A 26,537-nucleotide genomic window follows, 5' to 3' on the forward strand; every position below is an offset into this window, starting at 1 on the left:
CATGAACGAACCCAAATATATGAATCCCTACCTGGCTGGAGTGCTCCTGGGATTGGTCCTTCTGGCGTCGTACTTAGTGCTGGGAACCGGTCTGGGGGCGTCGGGCGGAGTCGCTCGCCTTGGCGCGGCCATATCCTCATGGGTGGCTCCGGAACATACGCGCCACAGCGCCTATTTCGGGTCGTGGGGCGACAAGCCGCTTCATTACTATCTGGTCTTCATGATGGTCGGCACGTTTCTGGGCGGTCTTTTTTCCGCCATGGCGGCCGGGCGGATGGGTTGGACCGTGGAAAAGGGCGAAGCCTTTTCTCGTAACAAACGCCTGCTGCTGGCCCTGGTCGGCGGATTGTTGGTGGGGTTTGCCAGCCGCCTGGCTCGAGGCTGCACTTCTGGACAGGGTATGACCGGCGGAGCCTTGTTCCTCAATGGAAGCTGGCTGTTTTTGATCAGCCTCTTTTCGAGCGGTTATTTTACGGCCTGGCTGGTAAGGAGGCAGTGGCATGATTGAAACACTGTTTTCGACGGATTTGCTTCACAGCGGCCCCGGATTTCTGGCTGCTTTCATCGTGGGACTGCTCTTTGGGCTGGTTTTGGAACGGGCGGGGTTCGGCAGTTCCCGCCGAATAGCCGGCGTGTTTTATTTGACGGATATGGCCGTGATCAAAGTAATGTTCACGGCTCTGGTCACCGCAGCTATCGGCCTGGCCTACGCATCCTTTCTGGGCCTGGTCGGCCCGGAAAACCTGTATGTGATGCCCACCGTGTATGGAGCCCAGATCGTGGGCGGGCTGATATTCGGCGTGGGATTCGCCTTGAGCGGCTGGTGCCCCGGAACGTCGCTGGTGGGTGCGGCCTCCGGCAAGCTGGACGCCGTTGTGTTCTTTGTCGGAGCGATACTCGGCAGCATCGTATTTAACGAACTCTACCCATCCGTGGAATTCCTTTACAACTGGGGATCCGCCGGAGTACGCCTGATATACGAATCCGCCGGTATCAGCCTGGCCGCGGCCGTCTTGGTCCTGAGCATTCTGGCGGTCATGGCTTTTTGGGTGGCCGAAACAGTTGAAGAAAAGGGCCACAGGCCGGGCGTGCTGAAAAACACCAGGTTTTTCCGTTCGTTCTGCACAGCCCTGATCATTCTGGCCGTGGGCCTGTTCATTACACCCTCCACACCGCCCTCCTCGGCCACATCCGCGGATTCCTCACAGCCGGTCGCCGTATCGACCGAATTCGAAAAAGCGCTGATGGCCTCCATCGAAGCGGCCGCCGATCACATCGAACCCGAAGAGCTTGCCAACCGAATCATGGGCAACGAAAGGGGTTTGCTGGTGGTGGACGTGCGTCCTGCGGTGGAGTACCAGGCGTTCCACATTCGAGGTGCCGTGAATATCGGCATGGCCGAACTGGCCGACCAACTGGCTCCGTACCGGAACCGAGGGCTGATCGTGCTGTATTCCAACGGCATGACCCACCCGGCCCAGGCTCGTGATTCCCTGTATCGGCAGGGCTTTCGAAATGTGTATATTTTGTCCGAGGGGCTGACCGGTTTCATGGAGCGGTGCCTCAAACCCGCATCCCTGCGGACCGAACCATTGGATGCGGCGAAGGTGGCCCAGATCAATGCGTGGCGAAATTATTTCCAATTTGGGCCATCCGTTGTAGCGGCTTCAGTTCCTGAACCGGTAGAAAGCCCGGAAACCAACCTTCCCGGAATCGTGTCGGCGGACTGGGTTCAGCAAAACCTTGGCCGACCCGGATTGGTGGTGATTGACCTGCGTGGCCAGGAGGAATACAACCGGGGCCATATCCCCGGGTCCATGCGTCTGGATTTGGAAAGCCTTCGCGGCGTGGTCGGCGGGGTTCCGTCCCGACTCATGCCCGTCCAGATACTGGCGGCGAAATTTTCCCTAATGGGACTCCAGCCCGATGACGTGGTGGTGCTGGCCACGGACGGCAAGCCTCGAGACGCCACGCTGGTGGGGATGGCCCTGGAGCGTATGGGCCATACCCGGTATGCCCTTATGGAAACATCCGTGGCCAAATGGCACAGCGACGGCAGACCCTGGGATCAGGCACTTCCGACGGTAACGCCGTCCGAATATCCTGTGGACCCGGACGCGGATACATTTACTGTGGAATATCAAACCATCCTGGCCGAGCTTAACAAAGGCCGGACCGTGATTCTCGACGTGCGGCCGGTGGATTATTACACGGGCGCGAAATCCGACGAAGCCCGCGCCGGGCATATCCCCGGCGCGGTGAACCGGCCATTTACCGAGGACTTGGTCAAAAACGGTGAGGAGGTGTTTTTCAAACCGTTGCCTGATCTGGCCAAAGCTTATGAAGCTCTGATTCCCGACAAGAATACGCCGGTTATCGTCCATTGCCGCACCGGACATCAGGCCAGCCAGACCTGGTTCGTGCTCAAGAGATTGTTAGGATACACCAACGTCCGCTGGTACGACGCTTCATGGACGGAATGGGCCGCGCGGCCCGAACTCCCCGTGGCCACCGGCGCGTCGGAATCAAAGGGCTGATCACGGTGACCTGAAGCAAAACCAGGCGGGGGCCATATGGCCCCCAATTGCATTAAAAGGCCAGGTTGCGCGGCGTGCGCGGTAACGGGATCACGTCGCGGAGGGTGATCACGCCCGTGACCATCATAAGGAACCTTTCGAATTTCGTCTTCGATGTCGCCAGGCTCAAAAAGGAGACCCTGGAAGCCTGCGGAAACCGGGTCTGTTTGCTTTTCCGGATCACCACTTTTATTGTTGACCGGCTGGCCAATCACACCACAAAGGAAGATCTTTACCTCGGTGGCTTTCTCAAAAACAATGCTCTCTGACATGCATACCCCAGGGGACGAGAGAATTCGATGGCTTTGGACTGCAGGCAGGAAGAACTCATTGCAGATGGATGTTTCAGGAAAGGCTGATTTTACGGCCCTATGCTTTTTTTCCAGTCAATTCTCGGAGTACAAGGATTTCTGGGCCGGTTTGTCCAAAGAAGAGGAGACACACGACCGCATCATTCAAAAAACTGCCCGATGTCGGAAAAAGGGGCATCGGTCTGTTCGATGACAGCGAAATCAACGTCCATTCCCTCAACACCTCGATTCAGGGGTTGAAAAACGGATCCAACGGGCCGAACAAGGTGAATTCACCCTGTCTTGGGCCGCGTATCATGTGCCCTGGACGGGAAACAGGCATTGGCGCAACTGCAGACCTCGGAACAGGGCTTGACGCAGGCTGCGGAAGGCGACTCATCGAAGTCGGTCCCAACAAGCTGGCGGAAGTGGAAAAGATCAGCCGGCCTGAAAATCCTCGCGCTCAGTTCAAGCGTCCGTTGATCTACGTTGATTGACATTGTGGTGACTGCTGTGGTGGTGACCTTCTTTTTGCAGGCGTACACGGATCGTCTTCCTTCGGCAGACTTGTCGCCTGCACGGCAGATCGTCCATGCATGTTATCGTGGACGCCATGTACAGCTATTTCAAAGAACAGCAACCAGACCTGGAGGAATGGATCTGTTCAGCCTGCCTGAGGTGGGCGGCCCCGTGATGAGTTAACGCAGAACGTGCATTGGTTATGACCGCACGTTCACGTTAACTGAATAAGTATGCCATGGGCCTCGCTGGAAGGTCGGATAACGAAGAGCTTCGACGACAAGCCGTCAATTTGATCGAACACTTCATAATGTTTGCTGCCCTTGTTTTTCATGCATCAATCAATACAAAAAACAATAGGAAATTTCAAACCAAACCCGAAATCCTCATTGCACGACTGGTCGGTCCTTTTCAAATGATCCACGGGATAGCCCATGGACCGGGCGCGGGCCACAAGATCTTGCAGAAGGTCTGTGTCCATCCTCGGCGTGCGGCTGAGTATCCATAAATATTGCTTTTTAGGATGCCCGACCACGGCCCACTGATAATGCGGATCTAGAGCAATCACCCAGTAATCGCCGTCGAACGGCCAGAAAAATCTGACCTTGAGCCGTGCATTGTTGCTGCCTTCCACAGGCCGAGCTTTGCCGACAGCCTCATTCCATTTCCCATCTGGAGTGCCTTTACGGCACCGGTTAATGACCCGCACGTAGTTTTTTTCAAGTATGTATTCCGCCGTGGTGCAGAAACAACCCTTTTGAAACCAGGCGGGCAGGGAAGCGATTTCGTACCATTTTCCTTGGTAGCGTTCCAGATCCACCATGGGCACGGGCTGGTGGTTCGGGTCGGACGGCGTGGTTCCCGCGCATCCCACAAAGAGCAGGATCGGCGATATCCATAATGCCAGGAGGAAAACCATGGCGCCGGCATTCCCATTGGATTGAAACTCGGATTGACTCATATGCCAACCTCCAGCTCGATCTCCTCGTTTTGGGATATCGTCTGGGAACGCACTGCCCTCATAGCTCTGCCTCAGCACCTGATCTGCATCCCAATGTTGATCCCATTCGATGCTCATTTGTTTCTTAAGAGTTGCCCGGCCAATGCTTTGAATGGGCCGGGTCCCGAAGCGGCTGAGGGGAAGCCCTTCGTCACGACTATCGCCTGCACACCAAACTCCAACCACTAGGCTTGTTTAATACCTCATTTAGCGATATTCGAGCCATTTGGGCGCAAAAGAGAGCGGCGAGCGGCTTCCTGACCAATAGTCATTTGATTGTGGCACATGGATGGGCATTTTCCAACTTCTGATCGTGCATTTTTTGGCAGATCAGCTCTGATGGAGGCGGCGCAAATCCCTTTCCATGCATGGAAATGGGCTTGACACCGTGGCGCACCCGGGCCTTGTCGTTGTCCACAACCACGGTGTCGATGGCAAAACAATCAGATCGAGCCCTTACCGCTCACGGCCGCACAAAAACTGCCGCAGCAAAAGGCTCAATCCTTATGAAAATGGTCCTTTGGCTCACATTCATCTTGCTGGCCGCACCTACCTTCTGTGACGCCTTGCCACCCGTCAGAGAGTGGGCCGTGTCGGCAAATAGGACGGCCCTCATTCCTGTTGACAGGCCTGAGGGCCGAAAGCTCGCGCAGCATTGTGGCGTCAGGCAGGCCTAACCCTGTGACGAGCCGGGTTATCGTCATGTCGACGTCAAACATTAGGCGAAAGTGCCCGATGAAATCGTTCACATCCAGCTCTTTGCCGCCAAGGATCGGGCCGGTCGCTCCCTTTTCAAGCACTCGGTGCACAGACCGGGGCAACTCGAAAACCCTCGATGAATCTTTTCGGCCATTGGGAGCGCTGTCCTTCAGAACCTAAGGATAAAGCTACCTAGTCAGGACTTTTATGTCTCTTTCCTCCTTCTTTGGCTTATACCTGTGTGCTCTGATCATTGTCGGGTCCCCTTTGTTGTCGGGAATGTGGACAAGGTGACGGCATCGATCCGTTCAATGGGCACATGGGCCGCGTGCTGAGTGCTGGAATTCGTCGGTCGCAGCCGCTCAGCATGCAGCCTTCATTTTAATGCCCCTTCCAAGGCGCTTTGGTTAAAAATTGAACTCACCCCTGATCATGAAAGCCACCACATTGTCGTTGTTGGTGTCGCCGAGCGGGTTGATCACAAACTGGATGTCCGGGGATATGGCCAGGTGCTCCGACAGCACAATCCGGTAATAGGCTTCCAGGTGGTATTCGGTGCCATCATTGTCCAGATCGTCGTTGGCCTTGAGCCCGGCCACGCCGAGCCCGATTTCATCGTCGTCCCTGTTTGGAATCATGCCCTTTAGATTCGCGCCGAACGACCAGAACCAGGGAACTTCATAAACGTTGTCATTGCTGTACGCGAGTCGGGCAAACAAACCAACTTTGTCATGAACCATCTGATCCAGACTCAAACCGATGCCCCAGCCGCGATCTGTGCCCTCGCCGACAATTTTCGGGTGCTTGTAGGTGGCTCCCCAGCCGTACACTCTGTAGTTGCCCTGCAAACCGTTAAATTCGGGGGAAAAGGTCATCTGAGCGGCGACAAAAGGGTTGTCGAAAATGTCATCCCACACACTTTTCTGGTCTTCGTCACTGAGCAACGGGCGCGACGTGGACTCGTAGAGCACGACCATTTCTAGATTGTCGACGGGGCTGAAGCCGACCGCGAGCATCGGCGCGTATTCGTCCTCACTGTCAAGCATCGGACTGACAACGAAGGGCTTGCCCACAAACTGGGTGGCTTCGTCATTGGCAAACTCGTTGTCATCGATGAACGCCACCTGCTCGGATTTACCTACGGATACAAACAATCGCTCTTCAAAAAATTTATGCGTGTAAAAGGCTTCCAGCACGCTTACGCCTTCATTTTCCGGGTTGTCATCGGCGATTGTATTGAGGTTGGCAAACAGTGCCCCTTCGTCATCCAGGTCCTTGTCGGCGCCTTGGCCTTCCCCGGCGTGGATGCGCATGAAGAATTCGCCGTTGGGGGTGGGCTCAAATGAGAGCTCAAGATCAGCCACGTAACCGGCGCCGCTGGTCCCCGAGTAGTCCATGTCGTCGATGTTAGGCCCGTTCCGCCCTTGGTAGTACGTGAGCACGCCGCCGTGGATGGAGAGCGTTCCGAATTTTTCCATGATCATGTCCTGGATTGACGTCGGCTCCTCGCCACCCATTTGAGTATCCCCCGGCGCCGCTGCGGTGGATCTCTGGATAGCTTCTTGCGCTTTCAACTTAGCTTCCAGTTCCTGCACCCGCTGCTTAAGCATCTGCAGTTCCCTCTTGAGCTCTGCGTCATCGGCTCTGCCGAGGCCCGCGAAGGCCAGTACAAAAAACGCCGCGCACAAAACCACACACTTTTTCATGCCTTTCCTCCTCCGCATTTAATGGACCATTGAGTGCGCAAAAAGCCCCGCAAACGAAAAGCCTTCATGACGGAAACGCCTTCGCGGCTTGGTTTAAAGATTTGGGAAAAGCACTGCGGCCGTGCCTTCGTGGCATCTTTTGCGATACCCTTCGCGTCCATATGTCCCGGCGGGTGAGTGAAGCTGAACGGGTAACTAGGTTCAGGTTTTAACAAGACCTCCTTTCTGACCGGTTGGTTTTTGTTATGGCAAGGCGGTTCTGAGAGTCCTCGGCCTTCATTTTCTTCGACATGGTAGGCAGCTCCCCCCCTTGTGCCCGGCGGTGAAGTCAAAAAGAAGCCAGCCGGCACTTCCGGCTGGAACTGGGTGGGCAGAACCCACTCATCAGGGGTCATGACTGTGCCGCCGGAAAGCAGAGCCCTTGAAGCCACCAAAAGGAAAAGTGGGCTCCTTTTTCTTTGTTGTTCTCCTTTGCTTCCTATTGTTTTGAATAATGCGCAGCTCCATCTCTCCCCCGTACTTTTTCTCGCCGCTGGGCTGCGGCTCTTTTGGAACCACGGGGACCCTCCCCATTGCGTGCCATTCGGGTTAGGGCACAGGGACGTCCTTACCGAACCGTCTTCGCGGCCTGTTCGAAAGGACAAAAAAAGCCACGAAGTTTTTCGGGATCATCCGAAAAAGACCTTCGTGGCCTAGATCCGCTGTGTACAGAAACGGTTAACTTCTGCCGAGTTCCGGCGTGCGCACCGCGCCGTCGTGGCGCCTCCTTGTGAAAACCGGAGCTCGAACTGGCGAATAATCTCCACCACAGGTGCGCAGAACTGTCAATAATTTTTTAGGGCGTCTGTAATAACCCCTAGGAATCAAGACCAAAATGTGGGTTATTGTGACGGCGCTGCTCTTGGCTTGTCTGTCCGGATCATGTAGGGGCAGCCCTCGTGGCTGCCCTTTATGAGAGCCGTCATGCGGCCCATCGGGGCAGGCACGGGGGCCTGCCCCGACGCGAGGCCTCCATCCCGATGGCCAGGACATTCGGCCCTTCGACGGTGCATTTATTCAGATCCTCCATGAATCGTCGGGTTCCAAGGTGGTCGCCAGTGGATTTTAGCGGTCATTAGAGCAGCTTTCGGGGGTGTCCAGTTGACATCGTGCTTGCGTGCCATAGCCACAATGGTTTTGTGGCCTTTGAGAATCTCCCGCCCGATCTCCCTTTGACGATTGGCCGTCCATCTTTGCCTACCAACCAAATGAGCCGGTGTTGTGTCCACCACATGGCCCCGTGTGCGGACCAAATCCAACGCTTGTGGACTGGTTCGGTCCAGCTGAGGGCCACGATGTAGCCGAAATTACGTGGCGCGAAGGAATTGTTGATGTCCACAATCCAAAGTGAGTCAAGAAGGTTGGAGTCAAAAGCGGTTATAATGCATCGGCAAGATCTTATGGAATCTCCGACCGACGGAAGCTAGGAAACATAGCAAGCTGGTGGGAAAAGTACCAAACAAATATTAGAGAAGAAAAGGACCTGTCACAAGACGCTCATGAGGGACGCGGCATCAAACGTCGCGCCCCTTTAGTTGATGGTTGGACTGACGAGGACGACAGAATGATCGGCGCCATCGCCGGCGACATCATCGGCTCGGTATACGAGCATCGGCGAATCAAGACCAAGGACTTCCCGTTGTTCGATCCGCGATGTCACTTTACGGACGACACCGTACTGACCGTGGCGATAGCCAATGCGATACTTTCGAGGGAGCCCTACGTTGATTCGGTGCGTCGGATTGCCAGAAAGTACCCCCACGCCGGTTACGGTGGATCCTTCATGCGCTGGCTCAACTCCCCAGACGCCGGTCCATACTCTAGCTGGGGCAATGGATCTGCCATGCGCGTTAGTCCCGTGGGTTTCGCGTTCACAACCGAGCACGAGGTCCTCACTGAGGCGAAAGCGACGGCCGAGATGACACACAACCACCCCGAGGGCGTGAAGGGAGCGCAAGCCACCGCGCTGGCAGTCTTCCTTGCCAGAACGGGGAGCAGCAAAGAATCCATTCGGTCAAGGATTGCCAGCCTATTCGAATATGATCTAGACCGGACCGTGGAAGACATTCGCCCGACGTACTCCTTCGATGTCTCCTGCCAAGGCACGGTGCCTGAAGCCATCATTGCGTTCTTGGATTCCACGTCCTATGAAGATGCTGTCCGAAACGCTATATCGCTCGGGGGCGATAGTGACACACTTGGGTGTGTCACAGGTGGGATTGCAGAGGCGTTCTACGGTGGCGTACCGCACCATATCCGAGCCAAGGTTAAGGAATTGCTGACGCCAGACCTGTGGTCAGTGACCGAGGCGTTCTGCCTGAAGTACAGATAGAGAGTCAAAAATGCGGATCGACGCGGCGTCTGACAGCCCCGCGTGATCCGCAGCTTTAGGCTCAATTAAATAAGGAGGGACAGGTTATGAGTAGGGGCAGACAAATAATCTGGTTGGTCGTCGGTATTTTCCTTGCATTCAGCGGTACGGCCTTTGCCCAGAAGGATAAAGAAGGCTGTCATGACCATCCTATGCTTACACGAATGCAGAATTTCTATATCGATCACTGCGAGAAGAGAGAATTTGACGAGGTTGATTTCCGGGATGAAGAGGGAAACACCATTAGGGTCGAGGGAAAAGTATACAGACTTGATTATAATATAAAGGAAGGCTTTACCCCACCATCTTCATTACAGGTCATAAAAAACTATGAGGCTGCCATCGAGAATATTGGCGGGATCAAGATATATCAGGAAGAGTCCTATGAAATATGGTTGAAACTGGATAAAAATGGAAAAACCTTCTGGGTTTATGTAGATTCCTGGCACGGCGGGGGAAAGGGTGAAACCTATGGAATTACTATCGTGGAGAAAGAGGCGATGGTGCAGGAAGTCGTAGCGGATGCGAAGAGCATGATGAGTTATATCCAGGCAAAAGGGAGTGCCTCAGTCTATGGAATCTATTTTGATTTTGATAAGGCTGAGATCAAACCAGAGTCAGAACCAGCCATCAAAGAAATCGCAAAGCTTCTTCAGGAAAATACAGAACTTAAGCTTTATGTGGTAGGACATACAGACAATGTGGGAAACATTGAATATAATATGAAACTCTCTAAAGCAAGGGCAGATGCCGTGATGAAAGAACTTGTGACGAAATACAAGGTTTCAGCTCAAAGGCTCAAAGCTTTTGGAGTGGGCTCACTTGCACCTGTTGCCTCCAACAAGAGTGATGATGGCCGTGCTAAGAACAGGAGGGTGGAGCTGGTAGAGCAGTGATGTTAAAAGGCAGGAGAAGATAAGCAAAAAGGATTTTATTTCCTCATTTCAGCGATTCCCGCGCAAGAGAGAGCCGCTGACCGTTTCCTTGACCATCGAAGAGTCGACTTTGGCGCGCCGATGACCGTTTTCTAACGGCCCTCGGTGCATCTTTTCGGCAAATGAACCCAGATGTTTCGTGTATCATCTGATTTAAGCAGTTTTGGAAACACCTCGCCGGTGGCAGGTTATTTGTTCGGCGCGGCACGTCTCTTACGATCAACAATATCTGGGTGGGGCCCCGCTTTTTTTTGCCAAATCCTTTCGAAACGCAGGGCCTCAAAGGTTGTCGCCGTCACTTTTCAGGGCGCGACAAAAACAGCCGCGGCACAAGGTGGCGGAAAAGCTTTATGCGCGACGACCACAAAGAGCAGAAGAAGCGTTTGACGGGGAGGGAGCACAGCATGCTTTCGGGCTCAGTCTCGGTGACGGCGCCTTAGCCGGCGTCCATGGACAGGGTGTTGAAGGTGGCGCGGTGCCGGTCGGTGCCGTCGAAGAAAAAGCACAGGAGCTGTGTGATCTCTGGGGGGATCGGCTGCCCCTTGCGGCGTCGACGCATGAAGCCGAAAAAGATATCGATGTGCGAGCAAATCTGGATGGTGCGAAGATTGCGCACAAACAGACTCAAACCGCCGCGGCCCGTGAGTGTATCGTTGGTCACGTCAACGCCGTCAATCGTTGCTTTGCTTTTTGTCGCGGTTAACGTTTTTCACTAAGAGTTTGAAGAGCGACTTTTCAGCGGCCGGAGGTTCAGGCATGTGCCGTCATCGGTCTTCCGAACCCCGAATGGCGGATAGGGTGGCGATGCTAATTGGCCCTAAACCGGGGAAGATGATCAATGGGGTTGCGATCAAAGTCTCTAAAAAAGCCTGACTTTCGGGCTACAAGGTACCCAAAGAATACGTCGTGGTAAAAGAATTTATCAAAAGCCCTATGGGAAAATTTTGAAGCGGGAGCTGAAAAGACACCTCCCGATTTTGTGACGGTGAAAGGATCCTCATCCTCCGGTCCGAAACGCCCAATTCCAATGGAACCGCCCGCGTTGCAACCGCTTCCCCCGATCTCACCTTGAAAGGTGGGGTCGGGGGAAACACTCCGATCCAAAAGTTTCGGGGTTCGCCTTATGTGGGCAGAAGGATAAGCCCAAGGATGAAAACCACCGCGCTGACCACCATGACCACCATGGTGTAACCCACGATTTCTCGGGCTTTCAATTTGGTAATACCCAGAAGCGCCAAGGCCCAAAACGGCTGCAGCATGTTGGTCCATTCATCGCCATACGCCACGGCCATGATGGCTTTGTTTATGTCGAAGTTCATGGCCTTGGCTGCATCCACCATGATGGGACCCTGTATTGCCCATTGTCCACCACCGGAAGGCACGAAAAGGTTGACTAATCCGGCGCTAAGGAAGGCGAACACCGGATAAGTCACTTCGTTGGAGATGGCCACGAACCAGCCGGAGATAATTGTTACCAATCCGGAGTACTTCATCATCCCCATGATTCCGGCGTAAAAGGGAAATTGAACGATGATTCCGGCGCATGCCCTGGCACCTTCACTGGTGGCACGGATATAGTTAATAGGGGTGCGCTGGAACAGGATCCCCAAAAAAAGAAAGGTAAAATTGACGATATTCAAGTCGAGCTTGAATCCTTGCGTGAAGAAATACCAAACCACGTAAATCATGCCCCCCAGACCTATTATGCCGGAGATGATCTTGCTGTTTTCAATCTTATCGGCCAGGACCATTTGGTCCGTGGCCACGGTCTCGCTGATTTTCATTTCAACGAGATCGGGGCTGATGTCCGTGATCCGTTCCACTTCACTTTCATTGCGGGGGGCCATGAGTATGCAGATCAGCGGAACAAGCAGGATCAGCACGATGGAAATAATGATGTTCATGGGGCTGAAGAGCGTTTGGCTGGAGGGAATAATCCCGATCTCGTTAACCAGGAAGTGATTTTCAGTGGCGACCAGCAGGGGGGCCGAAGCGGAAAGCCCACCGTGCCAGGTCAAAAATCCGGCGTACCCGGCTGCGCCAAGCAGCGGATAGTGGACAGGAATACCACGAAGTTCGGCGCTGCGCCCCACTTCCCGGGCCATGAGGGCGCCAACGATAATTCCCAATCCCCAGTTGATCCACGAGGCGATGGCGGCAGTTAGGCCTACCAAAAAGATCGCACCAGCCTGTTTTTTGGGAATTTCGGCAAGGTATTGGATGACTCTCCTGACCAGCGGCGAGGTGGCCAGCGCATGGCCGGTGACAAGAATCAAGCACATCTGCATCGCAAAGGACAGGAGCTCCCAAAACCCCTTATACCAGTGTTGAATCATTTGAAACGGCCCGGACTTGGTGAGAAACACTCCAAGCAGGTAAGTGATGAATGTCAGTAGGATCGCGAACAGCATCGGATCCGGCATCCATTTGCGTGCCATCTGGTCAAATGCTCTCCCCATTGCTCTAATCATGACTGACCTCCTTTGGTTTTAGTTTTTAACCGGTTGCACATAGCCTTTGGACTGCATACCAAAAAGCGTGTTGCCATCGCGACACCCCTTGGTGAAGAGCAGAGGGGGACAGTCAGTGTAGAAGTGCCGGGGCAGAACAAAAGGATTCCGTCCATCCGGATTTACTTTCCGCATGGGGTTTGAAGGTCTTAATCGTGGGCCATTCCTCTACCGGAAATAACCTGCCTCATTACGGCCTCCAGCTCGGGCAAAGGGCATAAGCAACAAGTAAGATTTATTTTAGCAGAGCGTTTTGAAAGGATCAACAATATGGGTCTAAGGACTGACCTGCGCCACGAATAGGTGATCATATCAAGGTATTCAGTCCGTTTTTCCCCCAACGTTTTTTTGAATGCCTCAGCAGTTTAGGCGGGGACGTGGATCGTTTTCTCGAAAAAAGGCTGTCATTACCATGGAACCACGTCCCACAAGTGGGAGCTTCGACTGACGTAGATTAAAGAACCTTCCTGGGGCTATGCCTCTTCCGCCAGGTGCCAGATCATACCGCTCATGGATCACTTTTCATCGAATATTCCAAACAACGATAAGTATGCGGGTCTAACGGTCCATGGTCGTGTCCTGCTCGTGCGCAGGGTGCTTGAGGAAGGACTTGGAGCAGCCGTAGTCGCCCAGGCGATGGGTATCGAATGAGAACCGTGTACAAATGGCTACGTCGTGACCCCAAGAAAGAGTGAGTCGCTTGGAACCCCGCTCAACCCAACCCCACCTCAGCCCGCCGGCAATGTATAAGCCTGTGATTGACGAAATTCTTACCAGGCGGCGTCAACGGCAAACCTATAGGCAGATCGCCCACGGAGTCAGTATTGGCGAGATCGCTCTCGCTCACCTTCTTGGGCGGGAGGGCTTGAACGCCTATCAGCGCTATAGCCGCCTAGACCGGACAATCGCTACGAACATAAAGCCCGAGTAACCCACTGCATCAAGATATCGAAAAAAGAGTCGTTGGAGCGCCCAGGGCATCGAGTCACCGAGAACCGGTAACAAAATGGATGAGGCGCAGGCTGGCAACATGGGCGTTGCCATTGATGACCAGTCCCGGATCGGCTTTACGACCATTCAGCCCAATGATACTCGCACGCAGCGCCTTCCGTACTCTATATTCCACGCAGTCCGCTACCACGCTTGGCAGGGTAATCGTTTCAAGCCCGTAACGACCGACAACGGAGCGGGCAACTGATCGAGACGCTTTGAACCTCTGGGCCAACGCTTAGGCCTGAAACACCGGTTCACCAAGCCATACAGCCCCTGCTCCAATGGCATGATCGAGCGCTTTGTACAAACCGCCTTGCGTGAATGGGCGTATGCGCACTCTTATGACAGCTTCAAACAGAGAGCCCTAGATCTCCCCCTTTGGCTGGAAAATAGGACGAATGCCGTCGGCCCCACGCAAGCCTTCATGACCTGCCTTGGCTTAGTCGGATAGGGATCCCTGTGAACAACCTCATGGAGTTGCAATCCCCAAGAGCTCTCCACCTGATTGACCCACATATCGGTGTCGTTGACCTTGATTTCTAAGGCAATTTCGCCTTCTTCGGCTTTCACCGCCGTCCGGTTTATTTCCTCATTTGAGCGATAGCCGTGCAAGAGAAAGCCGCCGAGTGTTTCCTTAACCATCGAAGATGAGGGTTTTGGCACGCCGATGGGCATTTTCTTATGGATGACGGTGCATTTTTTCGGTGAATGAGCCCAGATGTTTCGTGTAACTTTAAATTTAAGCGATTTTGGAAGCACCTCGCCATCTGGAGGTTCTCTCTTCGGCGCGGCACGTCTCTCACGATCAACAAGATCTGGGCGGCGCCCCGCTTTTTTTTGCCAAATCCTTTCGAAACGCAGGGCCTCAAAGGTTGTCGCCATCACTTTTCAGGGCGCGACAAAAACAGCCGCGGCACAAGGTGGCGGAAAAGCTTTATGCGCGACGACCACAAAGAGCAGAAGAAGCGTTTGACGGGGAGGGAGCACAGCATGCTTTCGGGCTCAGTCTCGGTGACGGCGCCTTAGCCGGCGTCCATGGACAGGGTGTCGAAGGTGGCGCGGTGCCGGTCGGTGCCGTCGAAGAAAAAACACAGGAGCTGTGTGATCTCTGGGGGGATCGGCTGCCCCTTGCGGCGTCGACGCCTGGAGCCGAAAAAGGTCTCGATGTGCGAGCAAATCTGGATGGTGCGAAGATTGCGCATAAACAAACTCAAACCGCCGCGGCCCGTGAGCGTATCGTTGGTCGCGTCAATGCCGTCAATCGTTGCTTTGCTTTTTTGTCGCAGTTGTGGTACATCCCATAGGGATCTTCCCACCTTTTGGGTTGCCGGTGCGCGGTATGTGATGACCTCACTTTACCACGTAAGGAGCCCAATTGGTGGGATTTTTCTGCTTTTAAATCGTTCAGTTTAGGTACAAGAAACTTTTTGTGGCGTGCGGCGGCAGCCCAAAAAGAAGGGCGCCCAGTGGACGAGGGTTCGAGGTATTTCGCGGGAACCCGAGCACGAAGTGAAGGGGTAAGGTGTGGAACGGGTGCAAGCGGTTCGCGGAATGAACGACATTTTGCCAGATGCCGTGCATTGGTGGCAAAAAGTAGAAGCAACGGCGCGGCAAGTGCTTGAGCTTTATGGGTACCGGGAAATTCGGACACCCCTGGTGGAAAAATTGGAACTTTTCGCGCGAAGCATCGGCGAAAGCACGGACATCGTGGAAAAGGAAATGTACGCCTTTGCGGACAGCAAGGGCCAGTGGCTGGCCCTGCGGCCGGAAGCCACCGCTTCGATGGTTCGTGCCTTTATCGAGCACAATCTCCATGCGGATCCTCTGGCACGAAAGTTCTACACCATCGGGCCCATGTTTCGCCATGAGCGGCCTCAAAAGGGAAGGTATCGGCAGTTTCATCAGATTGACGCCGAGGTATTTGGCATTGACGATCCTTTGATGGATGCCGAAGTCATGGTCACGCTGTGTGATTTTCTGCAACGCCTTGGCCTGAGGGACACCGGGCTTCACGTCAATTCCTTGGGGTGCCCCGCGTGTCGGCCTCGGTTTCGCGAGGACCTGAAGGCGTTTCTTCAGGATCGAGCCTCCCAGCTTTGTCCCGATTGTGATCGCCGCCGTCATGTGAATCCTTTGCGGGTATTCGATTGCAAGGTGGACCGATGCCGCGACGCGCTCAACGACGCGCCGGAGCTTGGGCAGTATTTGTGCGAGGCATGCCGGCGGCATTTTGATAAGGTTCTGGAATACCTCTCACACCTTCATGTGGCGTATGACGTGGATTCTCGCATGGTGCGAGGGTTGGACTATTACATGCGCACTACCTTTGAGGTCATTACGGACCGGTTGGGAGCGCAAAACGCCGTGGGTGGTGGAGGGCGTTACGACGGGTTGATGCGCGACCTTGGAGGCCCGGATCTTCCGGGGATCGGCTTTGCCATCGGCATGGAGCGCCTCATTTTGCTGTTGCAGCAAGAAAAAACATGGGATTCCAAAAAGCCTGACGTTTTCATTGCCGTTGTTGGCGACGAGGCCGTGGGCCAGGCCTTTCGGTTGGCTCAAGACCTGCGCACGCAGGGCGTGGCCGCGGAGCTGGGCCATGGCGGCGGCAGCCTCAAGAGCCAGATGCGACGTGCGAACAAAATGGGCGCAGCCCACGTGGTGATCGTTGGCGAGGAGGAACTGGCCAAAGGTGCTGTGGTCGTGCGGCACATGGTGAGTAAAGAGCAAAGGCAAGTTCCCTTGGAAGACGTCGCGGCGTTTCTTGCGGGGAAGAGCACAATCGAATCCCTATGAATTTCGCCCTTTAGGGGTGTTGTGATGAAAAAGGAACAGGAGCGCGCCGTGGATCAGCAAGCAAAATCATTGGAAGTACAAAGCGTGGAATTGACATTCCCGAGTGGGTGGCGCCGCAGTCACGACTGCGGCAGCCTGCGGCTCGATCACTCCGGCCAAAACGTCGTCTTGATGGGATGGGTGCAGCGGCGCCGCGACCATGGCGGCTTGATTTTTGTGGATCTTCGGGACCGTGAAGGGATAACCCAGATCGTATTTGACCCTCAAGCTGATGCCGCGGCGCACGAAGCGGCGCACGCCTTGCGTAGCGAATATGTCATTGCGGTTCAAGGCACCGTGCGTCAGCGCCCCGAGGGCATGGCCAATCCCAAACTGAAAACGGGAGACATCGAAGTTCTGGTGTATGCTCTAAAGATTCTCAATGTAGCCAAGACACCACCTTTTCTCATCGAAGACGACACGGAAGTCAGTGAAAGTGTTCGGCTGAAATACCGCTATCTGGATTTACGCCGCCCGGTCATGCAGGCCCATCTGCGCCTGAGGCATCGGGCTGCTTTTCTGACCCGAAACTATTTTGCCGAACGTGGGTTCATCGAAGTGGAAACCCCGGTGCTGACCAAGAGCACACCGGAAGGGGCTCGAGACTACTTGGTGCCGTCTCGAGTCAATCCCGGCAAGTTTTACGCTCTGCCCCAGTCCCCCCAGCTTTTCAAACAGTTGCTCATGGTGGCCGGATTGGAGCGCTACATGCAAATCGTGAAGTGCTTTCGGGATGAAGACCTTCGCGCCGATCGGCAGCCGGAATTTACGCAGTTGGATCTGGAGATGAGTTTCATCGAGGAGGAAGACATCTATGAGCTCATCGAGGGCTGGCTAAGCATCTTGTTCAAGGATCTTTTGGGGCTGGAACTTTCCACCCCGTTTTTGCGGCTTTCCTATCGCGACGCCCTGAACCGTTACGGTACAGACCGGCCGGATCTGCGTTTCGGACTTGAGCTGACAGACCTGACGGATCTCGTCAAAGGTTGCGACTTCCGCGTGTTTCGAGAGGCGGTGGAGCGGGGAGGCCTGGTCAAGAGCCTTCGCCTTGCCGATGGCGCGCGCCTTTCGCGAAAAGACCTGGATGACCTGGTGCACTACGCCCAGGAATTCGGCGCCAAGGGCATGGCCTGGGCCAAGCTGCAGCCGGATGGATGGCAATCGCCCATCGCCAAGTTCCTGGACCCGTCACTCCGAGATGCCATTGTAGACAGGATGCAGGGCCGCCCCGGGGATATTTTGTTTTTCATGGCCGATCACCCCACGGTTGTCCACGAAACCCTGGGCAATGTGCGCACCCGCTTGGCTCAGCAGTTGGACCTGATTCCCAAAGGGCAATATCGCTTTTGCTGGATTACCCATTTTCCGCTTCTGGAATGGAATCCGGACGAGAAACGTTACGTGGCGGTGCATCACCCCTTCACATCGCCGCTGGAAGAGGATATGGATTTTTTGGAAAGCGATCCGCTGAAGGTGCGAAGCCGCGCCTACGATCTGGTCCTCAACGGCACGGAAATCGGCGGAGGCAGCATTCGCATTCACCGGGAAGATGTGCAGAAAAAGATCTTTGGCGTTCTCGGCATTGGGGATCAGGAAGCTCGCGACAAATTCGGTTTTCTTTTAGATGCTCTGCAGTACGGCGCGCCCCCTCACGGCGGCATCGCGTTTGGTTTCGACCGCCTGATCATGCTCATGACGGGCGCCACCTCCATTCGGGACGTCATTGCGTTTCCTAAGACGCAGAAAGCCACGTGTCTCATGAGCGGAGCGCCGTCGGAGCCGGATGTGAACCAGTTGTTGGAATTATGTATCAGGGTGGACAAAGAGGGGAGATAAGTCTCCATGGCCCGATGGAACGAAAAGAAACGCGTTCTGGACCACGAGCATACAGGGTTTTGGCATCATCGCCTGGTGGATGTCTCGGAACCCAACCTCATGCGCAATGTTTTTCCGTACGTGGAAGTGCCGAGGATCGATTTCGATCATAAACTGCTGCCCATCGATCCAGCGGAAGATATTTTCATTACGGACACCACCTTTCGAGACGGACAACAGGCGCGACCGCCCTATACGGTGGAACAGATAGAGCGGATCTTTGAGTTCCTGCATCGCATGTCGGGCCCCAATGGGGTGATTCGACAATCGGAGTTTTTTCTTTACACGGATAAGGACCGTCGTGCCCTGGAAGCCTGCCTGGCCAAAGGATACACCTATCCAGAAATCACGGGGTGGGTGCGGGCCGTGGCGGCCGACCTTCAGCTCGTGGTGGATATGGGTTTGAAGGAGACGGGGATTCTCACCTCCGTTTCCGACTACCACATCTTTCTCAAAATGAAAATCACCCGCAAGGAAGCCCTGGAAAAATACCTTGCCATCGTCAAGGCCGCCCTGGACAAGGGCATTCGGCCTCGGTGCCACTTTGAAGATATAACTCGAGCCGACACCTATGGATTCTGTGTTCCTTTTGCCATAGAACTCATGAAGCTCAGGGAAGAGAGCGGCATCGACATCAAGATTCGCCTCTGTGACACCATGGGTTTTGGCGTGACGTATCCAGGGGCCGCTCTGCCGCGAAGTGTCCCGAAACTCGTGCGGGCCTTCATTGATGAGGCAGGGGTGCCTGGGCATCTTTTGGAGTGGCACGGGCACAACGACTTTCACAAGGTTTTGGTTTGTGCCGCCACGGCATGGCTTTACGGCTGTAGTGGGGCCAACGGGACTCTATTGGGCTTTGGAGAACGGACGGGCAACGCGCCCATCGAAGGCCTACTCATGGAATACATCGGGCTTCGCGGTTCCATGGACGGCATTGACACCACAGCCATCACGGATGCTGCGGAATATTTTGAAAAAGAATTGGGCTATCGCATTCCGCCCAATTACCCTTTTGTGGGGGAAGATTTCAACGCCACCAAGGCGGGCATTCATGCGGACGGACTGGTCAAGAACGAAGAAATCTACAACATTTTTGATACGCAACGGCTTCTCAAGCGTCCCGTCAGTGTCATCATCACCGACAAGTCGGGCCTGGCCGGCATTGCCTATTGGGTAAACAATCGGCTACGGCTTCGAGGTGACCAGAAGTTGGACAAACGCCACCCGGGCATCGTCAAGATTCACAAGAGGGTCACGGAAGAATACGCAGCCGGGCGCACCACGTCCATATCCAATGAGGAATTGGAACGATGGGCCCGCCGGTACCTGCCCGAATACTTTGTCAGCGAATTCGATCGCCTCAAGGAGCGCGCTCGGTCCCTGGCCGCTCATTTGGTGGCCGAGGTGGTGGAAAACGCCGCCATTAAGAGCATGGATCCGTCTATGCAAGAACCCGTCTTGCAGACGCTTTTGGAACTCAATCCCTTCATTCAGTACGTGTATGTCACGGATGCCGAAGGGCGAAAGATTACGAGAAACATCGTCCATATCGTGGACCGGGCCAAGTACGAAGCCGCCCAGGTGGGCGAAGACCTCTCGGATCGCCCCTGGTTCATTGAGCCCATGCGGAACGGCAAGGTGCACGTCACGGACTTTTACACTTCACGCTACACCGGGGCCTTGTGCATCACCGTGTCGGCGCCCATACGCAATGAACACGAAGAGATCGTGGGGATTCTGGGCATCGACATTCGCTTTGAAGCCCTGGCCAAAATGGAAGAGATGGAAAAGAACGGACGCTCGCGGAGCGTGTGACAATGCTCGGGGCATTAAGAGCTTTAGGGGTCTCGTTAGTCATTGCGGCCTTGATCGGTTCGGGCTGTGCCCCCAAAAAGCCGCCAGCCCCCGGTGCCCTCCCTCCCGGCACACCACCGCCCATTGGCACTCAAAAACCCTACCAAATCAACGGCGTGTGGTATTACCCGATTCCCAGCGCTGAAGGGTTTCGCGAAGAAGGCTATGCCAGTTGGTACGGTCGAGACTTTCACGGCCGGTCCACGGCCAGCGGTGAACCCTTTGACATGTACGCCATGACGGCAGCCCATAAGATCTTGCCATTGGGAACCCATGTGAAGGTGACGGACAGGCGCACGGGACGTTCCATTATTGTGCGCATCAATGATCGAGGGCCCTTTGTGCCCGGTCGCGTGATCGATCTATCCTATGGAGCAGCTCGAGCCCTCGGCATCCTTAATGATGGGATTGCTCCCGTGGTGGTGGAAGCGGTGCGCGTAACCACCCCTGTGCTGGTGGCCGGGTCCAGCCCTTCATGGCAAGTGGAACCTGTGCGGCCGTATCGTCAGGGACCCTTTGCCGTTCAAGTGGGTTCCTTTCAAAATGCCGACAACGCGCAGTGGCTGAAAAAGAAAATGGCCAAGCGTTACGGTGAGGTTGCCGTGAGAACCGCTTGGGTGGCGGGGAGTGTTTTTTACAGAGTTCAGGTGGGCCATTTTACGGATCTGGATCGAGCGCTGCAGTCCATGGAAACCTTTCAGCGTCAGGGGTATCGCGACGCTTTTGTGATCGCACTGGAGGGGCAATGAGATGGTGCCGGTATTGAGCTATCCGTCTGCGGAAGCCGAGCGGTTTTTCAGCGTGGTGACGGGTCGACAGGTGGCTGTGGATCCGGAAGTGGAAAAAGGGGTTCAGGAAATCCTGGAAGCTGTGCGCCGTGAAGGGGATGACGCACTGGTTCGCTTCACGCGGCGATTTGATGCGCCCGATTTTAGCTCCCATCAGATGACGGTGCCTCCTGAAGAGATCGATCGGGCCTACGCGGTGGCTGATCCATCCTTGGTGGACGTCATTCGCCGAGCTCGAGACAATATCTTTGCCTTTCATGAACACCAGAAACAGTCCTCCTGGTTTATAACCCGCTCGAACGGCTGTTACATGGGGCAGCTCGTACAGCCCGTCGCCGCCGCCGGATTGTATGTGCCCGGTGGGCAGGGTGGTGAAACCCCTCTGGTTTCCACCGTGCTGATGACCGCTGTGCCTGCGGTGGTGGCCGGAGTCTCCGATATTGCCATGGTATCGCCTCCACGTCGCGACGGCTCTCTCAATCCCTATTTGCTGGTGGCGGCGCGCGAAGCCGGCGTTCACCGCATTCACCCCATCGGTAGTGCCTGGGCGGTGGCCGCTTTAGCTTTCGGCACCCAAAGTGTGCGTGCTGTGGACGTTCTGGTGGGACCCGGAAACATTTATGTGTCTGTGGCCAAAAAGCTTGTGGCGGGTCGTGTGGGCCTTGACGGCCTGGCCGGGCCCAGCGAAGTGGTCGTGGTGGCCGACCATTCCGCCGATCCAAACTTCGTGGCGGCCGACCTTTTGAGCCAGGCGGAACATGATCCCATGGCGAGCGCCGTATGTATCACCGATGATACGCACATGGCCGAAAAGGTTCTGGCCGCCTTGGAAACCCAAACGGCCGAGCTGGCGCGGCAGGACATCGCTCGCCGAGCGCTGGCTCGATACGGCGCCATCGTTCAAACCAGCACCCTCGAAGAAGCCATGGTCGTGGCCAACCGCCTGGCACCGGAACACCTGGAATTGCTCGTTGAAGATCCATGGGCTCTTTTGCCTTCGGTGCGCCATGCCGGAGCGGTGTTCATGGGCGCGCACACACCGGAGGCTCTAGGGGACTACTTTGCGGGACCCAATCACGTGCTACCCACCAGCGGCACGGCACGGTTTGCTTCGGCTTTGAGCGTGGAAACTTTTCTTAAGAAAACCACACTTCTGGCCTACAGTGAAAAAGCTTTTGAACGGGATGCGGCGGCCGTCATGGCCTTGGCGTCCCTGGAGCGGCTGGATGCGCACGCTCGGTCCGTGCAGGTGCGCATGGCCTCCCGTTCCCATGGCCGGGTTTGACGGTGGAAAAGATGGATCCCCGAGAGACGGAGGTCCCAGAACGCCATTTCTTGAAAAATCGGGTTTTTATCTGAACATAACAACTTAAGGAGCCAGGAGGTTTTGTAAAAACACAAAGTGTGTATGCCTTAGGCGGCCCGAGGCGGTCATGCCCCGCGGACATTCATCCCTTAGGAGCAGGGACCTTGCCGGGCGAACAGAAGGTATCGGTGGGGCTATATGCTTGTCTTTGCGTAAAGACGGAGCTTGGTCTCGAAAGCCGTAGCATTGTGCTTGAGTCCAGCGTATCGCCGCGGAAGGGGAAGGAGCACGGATATAAGAACAAGTTGCCTCGCGCGACCTGCGAACCAATGGAAAACGGGGATCCAAAGGGCCAGAAGCCATGAGGGTGCCCCTCGAGGTCGTCATTCCCGCGAAAGCGTGGACCCTTTTTTTGCCCCATGCCCAGAGATCGATCCCTCAAAAGGGCAAGCCCCCATGGACGCCTGGGGGTTTTGAGCCTGCCTTTCGGCGAGGGGGGGTGTCTTGCGGGTTGACCTTGAGGTTTGGGATCGCGTAAAAACACCAAGAGGATGTGCGGAAAAAGAGGTCAACGGACTGGACAGAAGAGGGGCCCTGCCCGTGAAAATCACCTGCGAGCAATGCCAGGCGTCTTTCAATGTGCCTGAGGAAAAGATACCTCAGGGAAAGTCTTTTCGAGTGCAGTGTCCTCGATGCCGGCACACCATTGCCGTGCGCTGTGCCACGGATGAAATCTCCGGCCCCGCGGCGCCTCACCAAGAAAGGCTTCCTGTTTCGGAAACCATCGAAGACGATGTTTTTCAGGATATTCTGCAAGAGGGGGGCAAGGCGGCCCTTGTGTGCATTGACGATTCCCATCGAAGGGCTCTGGTCACTGAAAGCTTGAAAGAAGCGGGTTTTCAGCCCTATGTGGAAGAAGATCCCGATCGCACCGTGCGTCGATTGCGCCAAGGGGGCTACGAGGTGCTGGTTCTTGAAGAACCTCTGGCCCCCACGGATCGACGCCAGGTGATTGTGGATTTCTTGAAAGCCTTGCCCATGGACCAGCGCCGAACCCTCTTTGTATGCCTAATCAGTGCAGAGGACCGCACCATGGATTCCATGGCCGCTTTTCGAAAAGAAGTGGATCTGATCATTCATGCCGGGAATTTGGCAAGGATGCAGCCCGTTTTGCAGAGCGAGGTGAAAAAGGCCCGTAGTTTTTATCGCATCTTCAAGGAGGCTCTGGAAGAAAGGGGGCAGATCTGATCGGGAAAACCTTGACTCGCATGTTTCGCCGAAGCGGAAAAACGCAGCGCTCCAAGCATTTTCGAGCGCGGGTGGAAAGCTGTGTGAATACCATTTTGGACCTGAACAACCACTTGGGGGAAGGCAAGATTCGCCCTGAAATTATCAAGCAATTCCTACGCTTGAAAGAATCGCTACAAAACCTTTCCGAAGACCGTGTCAGTGAGCAGGATGTGATCCGCATTGAGAAGGCCACAAACCAACTGCTCAAAGAAATACGCGCTGCTTACGGAGATCAGCAGCCCCCGGTGCTCTACGCCGGCGACCACCACTAAGCCTTATCCATCGTAACAGGTCTCCATTTCAAAAAGGAGCGCAGCAGCAGATCGAATCCCGTTTTTGAAGTCGCTCAGAGCAAACCGTTCGTTGGGGGCATGAGCGCCATCGTCCGGGCGACCCCATCCCAGAAGAAGGATGGCTTCCAACCCCAAAACTTTCTTAAAAAGATTCACGATCGGAATCGAGCCGCCTTCACGAATGAACACGGGGGCCACGCCGAAGCCGGTTTCGATGGCTCGCGCCGCTGCCTGCATCTGAGGCAGGTCGCGAGACACGAGAACGGGTTCGGCGCCGTGCAGAGCCTTCACCTGAAGCTGCACTTCTTTAGGGCAAAGATCCGTCACGTAGCGGGTGAACAGTTCGGCGATCTGCTGTGGTTTTTGATGCGGCACCAACCGCATGCTCACCTTGGCGCCCGCCTTAGCCGGAATCACGGTCTTGGCTCCTTCCCCGGAAAACCCACCCCAAATGCCGTTGATGTCGAGAGTGGGGCGTGCCGTTTTGGATTCCAGAGCGTTGTAGCCCGGTTCTTCACACAGATAGGACAGGCCGAGATAGGCCTTGAGTTTCTCTTCGTCAAAGGGCAGGGCCCCCATGGCCTCTCGTTCCCAGAGTTCCAGGGGCGCCACGGTATCGTAAAATCCGGGTATGGCGATGGTGCCGTCTGGGTTTTTCAGCCGAGCCAATAAGGTCACCAGCGCATGAATGGGATTGGGGGCGATGCCTCCGAAGCTTCCCGAGTGAAGGTCCGTTCGTGATGCCTGAACATTGAGTTCCATGTAAGCAAGGCCGCGCAACCCGTAAGTGATGGCGGGCACGTTGTCGGAAAACTGGGCGCCGTCGGAAATGGCGATGGCGTCGGCTTTCAGTTGGCCGCGATGCTTTTTCAAGAAGGCGCCGAGATGAGGGCTCCCGATTTCCTCTTCGCCTTCTACGAGGAGTTTCACATTGATGGGCAGATCACCTCGAGCGGCCAGCACGACTTCCAGGGCTTTAAGATACGTGAAGAACTGTCCCTTATCGTCGCTGGCGCCGCGGGCATAGATAAACTCGTCGCGCACCGTGGGTTGAAAGGGTGGTGTGTTCCACTCTTCTTCGGGTTCCGCAGGTTGCACGTCATAGTGGCCGTAGATGAGAAGAGTCGGTCGATGGGGATGAGGGCACCGGGAAGCCGTGACCACGGGGTGTCCGGCCGTGTCGTGCAACTGAGCCTCCAGGCCCATGCGCTTGCAGTGGTTGAGCACCCATTCGGCGGCTCGGCGCACGTCGCCGCGATGGCGGGAGTAGGTGCTGACACTGGGAATGGCTAGGAGCTCTTTGAGCTCCCTCACGTACCGATCCAGATTGGTGTCGATCTTGCCAAAAACATCCGTCAAAGCCATTGGCGTCGCTCCTTATGAACGCAGGGGGATTTCTTGGGCCCGATTCGGCCGTAGCGCACCATACAACCTTTTGGCAGCTTGGCAAAGCGTCTTCCTGTGCGTTGACCTGACCGCAGTCCTGGAATAGGATCGGGCACCACCAATGGAAAGCAAGGGGCGTTGCGCCATGACTGTGCGATTTGAAATGGTCTCCGGCGTGGAAAGGGTGGATCCGGCAGTGTGGAACCACCTGAGCCGACAGGCGGCTCCCATGATGGAATGGGAATACCTCTATAGCCTGGAACGATCCGGCGTGTTGAGCCCGGACCGGGGTTTTGTGCCTCGGCACATTTTGGCCTACGTCGACGGCCGCCTGATGGCCATCGCTCCCTTGTATGAAAGAACGCGGCCTTGGGTGGAATTCGGCGATGGAGGGTTGCTGCGCTTTCTCGTCGAATTGACCGGCTTTCCTTACCACGTGGGCCTCATGGCCACGGTACCTCTCACTCCCGTGCCGGCGTATCAGTTTCTTTACGGCTCGGCGCACGATGCAGCACACGTCTATGCCATGATGGCGAAATACGTGGATTTTGTGTGTGAGACTCGAGGGTTTGCCACGTGGCGCATCTATTTTTTTGCGGATGCCGCGCCGGGCCTTCACGAAATGCTGCTTCGCAGAGGATTTGTGGGACTTCGAAGTGATTACTGCCTGTGGCAAAATAAGGGCTACAAAAACTTTGATGATTTTTTGGCCACATTTCGAGCGCCACGGCGGCACAAGATACGACGTGAAATTCGGGATATCGAGGCGCAAGGGATTCGCTTGGCCATGGTGCCTGGAGAGGACGTCCCCGAAGACTATTACGACATCATGTTCGACTTGTATAGCCTGACCTGGGAAAAGCACATGGGCCATGATGTTCGGCCTTTCCTCAATCGCCGTTTCTTTCACCTGCTGGGCCGGTTGTATCGACACCGCCTCCTCTTTTGCGTTGCCCACAAAGGCAGAGATCTTTTGGCCATGGCGGTCTTTTATCACAAGGGAAAACACCTCTACGGCCGATACTGGGGCAGTTACGATCAGGTTCCATTTCTTCACTTTGCCGTGTGCTATTACGAACCCATTCGATATGCCATAAGCCATGGCATAGAAACATTTGATCCCGGCTTTGGAGGGGAACATAAAACGTATCGGGGTTTTGAAAGCACCACTGTGCAGCATTACATCAAGTTCTACGGGGAAGAACAGATCCAAACGGCCTATTCCATTTTGGGTCGCTATGAGGAAGAGCCCAAAAGTCAGGGGCGATAGAT

Annotated in this window: 20 protein-coding genes; 15 read left to right on the plus strand and 5 right to left on the minus strand. The window is 55.2% G+C overall.

Annotated elements, in window-relative coordinates; all coding sequences use genetic code 11:
- The first annotated feature begins 1 nt into the window (after window position 1).
- From EDC27_RS09385 to EDC27_RS09395, 3 genes are all read left to right on the plus strand, one after another.
- Window positions 2-508 (plus strand): YeeE/YedE thiosulfate transporter family protein, encoded by a 507-nt coding sequence (locus EDC27_RS09385; protein ID WP_123290355.1) that lies wholly within the window; start codon window positions 2-4, stop codon window positions 506-508.
- Window positions 501-2,537 (plus strand): DUF6691 family protein, encoded by a 2,037-nt coding sequence (locus EDC27_RS09390; protein WP_123290356.1) that lies wholly within the window; start codon window positions 501-503, stop codon window positions 2,535-2,537. The genes EDC27_RS09385 and EDC27_RS09390 overlap by 8 nt, the downstream gene beginning before the upstream one ends.
- Window positions 2,538-2,916: 379 nt before the next feature.
- Entirely contained in the window at window positions 2,917-3,363 is a 447-nt protein-coding gene (locus EDC27_RS09395) for a hypothetical protein (protein WP_123290357.1), read from the plus strand.
- Between the two features lie 359 nt (window positions 3,364-3,722).
- Here the strand turns inward: EDC27_RS09395 and EDC27_RS09400 are convergent, their stop codons facing one another.
- Together EDC27_RS09400 and EDC27_RS09410 are read right to left on the minus strand one after the other, a co-directional pair.
- On the minus strand, window positions 3,723-4,346 hold the full coding sequence (locus EDC27_RS09400; RefSeq protein WP_211334848.1) for a lipocalin family protein: 624 nt from the start codon (window positions 4,344-4,346) through the stop codon (window positions 3,723-3,725).
- 1,145 nt (window positions 4,347-5,491) lie between these two features.
- Window positions 5,492-6,790, minus strand: a complete 1,299-nt coding sequence (locus tag EDC27_RS09410) for a carbohydrate porin (protein WP_170161730.1) — start codon at window positions 6,788-6,790, stop codon at window positions 5,492-5,494.
- A gap of 1,603 nt (window positions 6,791-8,393) precedes the next feature.
- On the opposite strand from EDC27_RS09410, the gene EDC27_RS09425 reads away from it, so the two are divergent.
- The 3 genes from EDC27_RS09425 (at window position 8,394) to EDC27_RS09435 (ending at window position 10,838) form a co-directional block, all read left to right on the plus strand.
- Complete coding sequence (locus tag EDC27_RS09425; RefSeq protein WP_123290362.1) at window positions 8,394-9,161, plus strand: ADP-ribosylglycohydrolase family protein; 768 nt, start codon at window positions 8,394-8,396, stop codon at window positions 9,159-9,161.
- An 86-nt stretch (window positions 9,162-9,247) separates the two neighbouring features.
- Window positions 9,248-10,096: an OmpA family protein gene (locus EDC27_RS09430; protein ID WP_123290363.1), complete on the plus strand. Its 849-nt coding sequence runs from the start codon at window positions 9,248-9,250 to the stop codon at window positions 10,094-10,096.
- A gap of 373 nt (window positions 10,097-10,469) precedes the next feature.
- Entirely contained in the window at window positions 10,470-10,838 is a 369-nt protein-coding gene (locus tag EDC27_RS09435; RefSeq protein ID WP_148045725.1) for a hypothetical protein, read from the plus strand.
- Window positions 10,839-11,256: 418 nt separating this feature from the next.
- On the opposite strand, the gene EDC27_RS09445 is transcribed toward EDC27_RS09435, so the two are convergent.
- On the minus strand, window positions 11,257-12,606 hold the full coding sequence (locus EDC27_RS09445) for a short-chain fatty acid transporter (protein WP_123290366.1): 1,350 nt from the start codon (window positions 12,604-12,606) through the stop codon (window positions 11,257-11,259).
- 1,371 nt (window positions 12,607-13,977) lie between these two features.
- The gene (locus EDC27_RS15805) at window positions 13,978-14,520 is read right to left on the minus strand and encodes a hypothetical protein (protein WP_148045726.1); all 543 of its coding nucleotides are present in this window, start codon (window positions 14,518-14,520) and stop codon (window positions 13,978-13,980) included.
- A 38-nt stretch (window positions 14,521-14,558) separates the two neighbouring features.
- On the opposite strand from EDC27_RS15805, the gene EDC27_RS09470 reads away from it, so the two are divergent.
- The 8 genes from EDC27_RS09470 (at window position 14,559) to EDC27_RS09505 (ending at window position 23,858) form a co-directional block, all read left to right on the plus strand.
- Complete coding sequence (locus EDC27_RS09470; RefSeq protein ID WP_148045727.1) at window positions 14,559-14,942, plus strand: hypothetical protein; 384 nt, start codon at window positions 14,559-14,561, stop codon at window positions 14,940-14,942.
- A gap of 220 nt (window positions 14,943-15,162) precedes the next feature.
- Window positions 15,163-16,434, plus strand: a complete 1,272-nt coding sequence (gene hisS / locus EDC27_RS09475) for a histidine--tRNA ligase (protein ID WP_123290372.1) — start codon at window positions 15,163-15,165, stop codon at window positions 16,432-16,434.
- Between the two features lie 24 nt (window positions 16,435-16,458).
- Window positions 16,459-18,309, plus strand: coding sequence for an aspartate--tRNA ligase (aspS, locus tag EDC27_RS09480; RefSeq protein ID WP_123290373.1), 1,851 nt, complete (start codon window positions 16,459-16,461; stop codon window positions 18,307-18,309).
- Window positions 18,310-18,315: 6 nt separating this feature from the next.
- Window positions 18,316-20,163 carry a triose-phosphate isomerase gene (locus EDC27_RS09485; RefSeq protein ID WP_123290374.1) on the plus strand — a complete coding sequence of 616 codons (1,848 nt, stop codon included), beginning with the start codon at window positions 18,316-18,318 and terminating at the stop codon, window positions 20,161-20,163.
- A 2-nt stretch (window positions 20,164-20,165) separates the two neighbouring features.
- On the plus strand, window positions 20,166-20,951 hold the full coding sequence (locus tag EDC27_RS09490; protein ID WP_123290375.1) for a septal ring lytic transglycosylase RlpA family protein: 786 nt from the start codon (window positions 20,166-20,168) through the stop codon (window positions 20,949-20,951).
- A 1-nt stretch (window position 20,952) separates the two neighbouring features.
- Window positions 20,953-22,275 (plus strand): histidinol dehydrogenase, encoded by a 1,323-nt coding sequence (gene hisD / locus EDC27_RS09495; RefSeq protein WP_123290376.1) that lies wholly within the window; start codon window positions 20,953-20,955, stop codon window positions 22,273-22,275.
- A gap of 621 nt (window positions 22,276-22,896) precedes the next feature.
- Complete coding sequence (locus EDC27_RS09500) at window positions 22,897-23,544, plus strand: zinc-ribbon domain-containing protein (protein ID WP_170161731.1); 648 nt, start codon at window positions 22,897-22,899, stop codon at window positions 23,542-23,544.
- Window positions 23,545-23,564: 20 nt separating this feature from the next.
- On the plus strand, window positions 23,565-23,858 hold the full coding sequence (locus EDC27_RS09505; RefSeq protein WP_123290378.1) for a hypothetical protein: 294 nt from the start codon (window positions 23,565-23,567) through the stop codon (window positions 23,856-23,858).
- 3 nt (window positions 23,859-23,861) lie between these two features.
- Here the strand turns inward: EDC27_RS09505 and EDC27_RS09510 are convergent, their stop codons facing one another.
- A complete protein-coding gene (locus tag EDC27_RS09510) occupies window positions 23,862-25,244 on the minus strand; it encodes a dipeptidase (protein ID WP_123290379.1) in 1,383 nt (460 codons plus the stop codon).
- 166 nt (window positions 25,245-25,410) lie between these two features.
- On the opposite strand from EDC27_RS09510, the gene EDC27_RS09515 reads away from it, so the two are divergent.
- Window positions 25,411-26,535, plus strand: coding sequence for a GNAT family N-acetyltransferase (locus EDC27_RS09515; RefSeq protein ID WP_170161732.1), 1,125 nt, complete (start codon window positions 25,411-25,413; stop codon window positions 26,533-26,535).
- Window positions 26,536-26,537 lie beyond the last annotated feature (2 nt).

It is taken from the genome of Desulfosoma caldarium, from assembly GCF_003751385.1.
GTDB lineage: Bacteria > Desulfobacterota > Syntrophobacteria > Syntrophobacterales > DSM-9756 > Desulfosoma > Desulfosoma caldarium.

Excerpts from the sequence above, each read along its gene's own strand:
- EDC27_RS09385 (WP_123290355.1), top strand. The coding sequence starts at position 2 with ATGAACGAACCCAAATATATGAATCCCTACCTGGCTGGAGTGCTCCTG.
- EDC27_RS09390 (WP_123290356.1), top strand. The coding sequence starts at position 501 with ATGATTGAAACACTGTTTTCGACGGATTTGCTTCACAGCGGCCCCGGA.
- EDC27_RS09395 (WP_123290357.1), top strand. The coding sequence starts at position 2,917 with ATGTTTCAGGAAAGGCTGATTTTACGGCCCTATGCTTTTTTTCCAGTC.
- EDC27_RS09400 (WP_211334848.1), bottom strand. The coding sequence starts at position 4,346 with ATGAGTCAATCCGAGTTTCAATCCAATGGGAATGCCGGCGCCATGGTT.
- EDC27_RS09410 (WP_170161730.1), bottom strand. The coding sequence starts at position 6,790 with ATGAAAAAGTGTGTGGTTTTGTGCGCGGCGTTTTTTGTACTGGCCTTC.
- EDC27_RS09425 (WP_123290362.1), top strand. The coding sequence starts at position 8,394 with ATGATCGGCGCCATCGCCGGCGACATCATCGGCTCGGTATACGAGCAT.
- EDC27_RS09430 (WP_123290363.1), top strand. The coding sequence starts at position 9,248 with ATGAGTAGGGGCAGACAAATAATCTGGTTGGTCGTCGGTATTTTCCTT.
- EDC27_RS09445 (WP_123290366.1), bottom strand. The coding sequence starts at position 12,606 with ATGATTAGAGCAATGGGGAGAGCATTTGACCAGATGGCACGCAAATGG.
- EDC27_RS15805 (WP_148045726.1), bottom strand. The coding sequence starts at position 14,520 with ATGGCGACAACCTTTGAGGCCCTGCGTTTCGAAAGGATTTGGCAAAAA.
- aspS (WP_123290373.1), top strand. The coding sequence starts at position 16,459 with ATGAAAAAGGAACAGGAGCGCGCCGTGGATCAGCAAGCAAAATCATTG.
- EDC27_RS09485 (WP_123290374.1), top strand. The coding sequence starts at position 18,316 with ATGGCCCGATGGAACGAAAAGAAACGCGTTCTGGACCACGAGCATACA.
- EDC27_RS09490 (WP_123290375.1), top strand. The coding sequence starts at position 20,166 with ATGCTCGGGGCATTAAGAGCTTTAGGGGTCTCGTTAGTCATTGCGGCC.
- hisD (WP_123290376.1), top strand. The coding sequence starts at position 20,953 with ATGGTGCCGGTATTGAGCTATCCGTCTGCGGAAGCCGAGCGGTTTTTC.
- EDC27_RS09505 (WP_123290378.1), top strand. The coding sequence starts at position 23,565 with ATGTTTCGCCGAAGCGGAAAAACGCAGCGCTCCAAGCATTTTCGAGCG.
- EDC27_RS09510 (WP_123290379.1), bottom strand. The coding sequence starts at position 25,244 with ATGGCTTTGACGGATGTTTTTGGCAAGATCGACACCAATCTGGATCGG.
- EDC27_RS09515 (WP_170161732.1), top strand. The coding sequence starts at position 25,411 with ATGACTGTGCGATTTGAAATGGTCTCCGGCGTGGAAAGGGTGGATCCG.